The 2,126-nt window shown below is 74.6% G+C and carries 2 protein-coding genes; one reads left to right on the top strand and one right to left on the bottom strand.

The window, feature by feature from the left end; all coding sequences use genetic code 11:
* Positions 1-22: 22 nt before the first annotated feature.
* On the bottom strand, positions 23-985 hold the full coding sequence (locus FOE67_RS23680; RefSeq protein WP_182666871.1) for an LLM class flavin-dependent oxidoreductase: 963 nt from the start codon (positions 983-985) through the stop codon (positions 23-25).
* A gap of 127 nt (positions 986-1,112) precedes the next feature.
* Between FOE67_RS23680 and FOE67_RS23675 the strand changes: the two genes are divergently transcribed.
* Positions 1,113-2,063 carry an HAD family hydrolase gene (locus FOE67_RS23675; RefSeq protein WP_438874294.1) on the top strand — a complete coding sequence of 317 codons (951 nt, stop codon included), beginning with the start codon at positions 1,113-1,115 and terminating at the stop codon, positions 2,061-2,063.
* The last annotated feature ends 63 nt before the right edge of the window (positions 2,064-2,126 follow it).

Here is a 2,126-nt window from a genome sequence, read left to right as displayed (position 1 = left end):
GATGTGTATAAGAGAAAGGGGCTCAGCGGGTGAGCTGGGTCAGCCCCTCGGCGGCGATGCGTTCGAAGACCTCCTGGTCGGCCTCGAACGGCGAGTCGGGGATCGGCCAGTGCAACGCCAGTTCGGTGAAGCCCAGTTCGCCGGCCCGGCCGGCGAAGTCGACGAAGGCGTCCAGGGAACGCAGCGGCCGGTGGGCCGTGAAGCCGGTCAGCAGGATCCGTCCCAGGGCGGCGGGTTCGCGCCCGGCCTCCTCGCAGACCGCCTCCAGCCGCTCGACCTGACGGGCCAGATCCCGCCAACCCTGCTCCTCGCCCGTGGCCGAATCACCGGGCGGGGTGTCGGCCGGACTGCCGATGGTGACCCACGCCTGGCCGTGGCGGGCCGCCAGCCGCATGCCGCGCGGTCCGCCGGCGGCGACGGCGAAGGGCAGGCGGGGGCGCTGGACGCAGCCGGGGATGTTGCGCACCTCGTGGGCGGAGTAGAAGTCGCCCCGGTAGGAGACACCGGTGGGGCCGCCCTCGCTCAGCAGGCGATCGAGCAGGGGAACGAACTCGGCGAAGCGGTCGGCGCGTTCGCGCGGGGTCCAGGCGTCGTGGCCCAGGGCGGTGGCGTCGAAGCCGGAGCCACCGGCGCCGATGCCCAGGGTGACGCGTCCGCCGGAGACGTCGTCCAGGGTGATGAGTTCCTTCGCCAGGGTGACCGGGTGTCGGAAGTTGGGTGAGGTCACCAGGGTGCCCAGGCGCATCCGATCGGTCGCCCCGGCGGCGGCGGTGAGGGTGGGGAGGGCGCCGAACCAGGGGCCGTCGCGGAAGGAGCGCCAGCTCAGGTGGTCGTAGGTGTAGGCGGTGTGGAAACCCAGCTCCTCCGCACGCCGCCAGGTGTCCCGGCCGCCGTCGGCCCAGCGTCGCACCGGGAGGATCACGGTGGACAGGCGCGGGACGCCCGGGGACGACGGGAGCAGGGGGTAGCAGTCGGAATCAGCCATGGGGGGCAGCCTAGGCCCTCGGCCGGCCGGGGGAGGCCCATCGGGCATGGCGCAAAGCGGCGCACGGCGGCTCACCCGGGCTCATGACCGCACACATGTGCCGGCATATGCGCGATGATGTGCCGCTGTGACCTCTCCTTCCCGTCTCTCCGCCGCCGCTCTTTCCGACCGTGTTCGCCCCAAGATGATCGCCACCGACCTGGACGGCACTCTTCTTCGCCGGGACAAGACCGTCTCCGATCGAACGAGGGCGGCGCTCGCCGCCGCCGCGGCCGCGGGCATCGAAGTGGTCTTCGCCACCGGCCGCCCCCTGCGATGGTTGCGCGTGGTGGAGGGCGTGCCCGGGGCGTCCACCGCGGTGTGCGCCAACGGCGCCGTCGTCGCCGACCTGCGCCCCGGGGACCCCCGGGTGACCCGCCTGCGTCCCCTGGACAACGCCGCCGCGCTGCGCGTCGTCGCCGACCTGCGGGCCGTCGCGCCGGGTACCTCCTTCGCCCTCGACAGCACCGCCGGCATGTGCCACGACCCCGACTACCCGCCCCTCTTCCCCGACCCCGGAGCGGCCGTCGGCCCGATCGAGGAGCTGCTGACCGGAGCGCTCGCCCCGCGCAGGAGGGACGCCGGGGCGGAGGCGGCGGGGACCGGTGGGGCGCCCACCGTGGTCAAACTCCTCGCCCATCACACCGACCTGGAGCCCGACCTCTTCCTGGGCCTGGGACGGCGGGCCGCCGCCGGGAACGCCGAAGTGACCCGCTCCGGTCCCACCGCCCTGCTGGAGATCAGCGGCGCCGGGGTCACCAAGGCCGGCACGCTGGCCGCCCACTGCGCGCTGCGGGGCGTCTCCGCCTCGGAGGTGGTGGCCTTCGGGGACATGCCCAACGACCTGGAACTGCTCTCCTGGGCCGGCGCCGGTTTCGCCATGGCCAACGCCCACCCCGACGTGCTCGCCGCCACCCCCTGGCACACCGCGGACCACGAGGAGGACGGCGTGGCGGTGGTCATCGAGCGCCTGCTGGAGCTCCCTCCCGCCCCGACCGCCGGGGCCGGGACGACGGAAGCCGCCCCGGTCGCGCGGTGACACGCGTCGGTGGCGGCGTGGCCCCTCCCCGGGCCCCGGCCCCGGGGAGGGCGGGTCCGGGCG

The organism is Streptomyces calidiresistens (assembly GCF_014141525.1).
GTDB lineage: Bacteria > Actinomycetota > Actinomycetes > Streptomycetales > Streptomycetaceae > Streptomyces > Streptomyces calidiresistens.
The sequence above is the reverse complement of the archived record's forward strand: the minus strand, read 5'-3'. Positions and strand labels throughout refer to the sequence as shown.

Bases quoted from the DNA above. Each gene is read 5' to 3' on its own strand.
- FOE67_RS23680 (WP_182666871.1), bottom strand. From the start codon at position 985: ATGGCTGATTCCGACTGCTACCCCCTGCTCCCGTCGTCCCCGGGCGTC.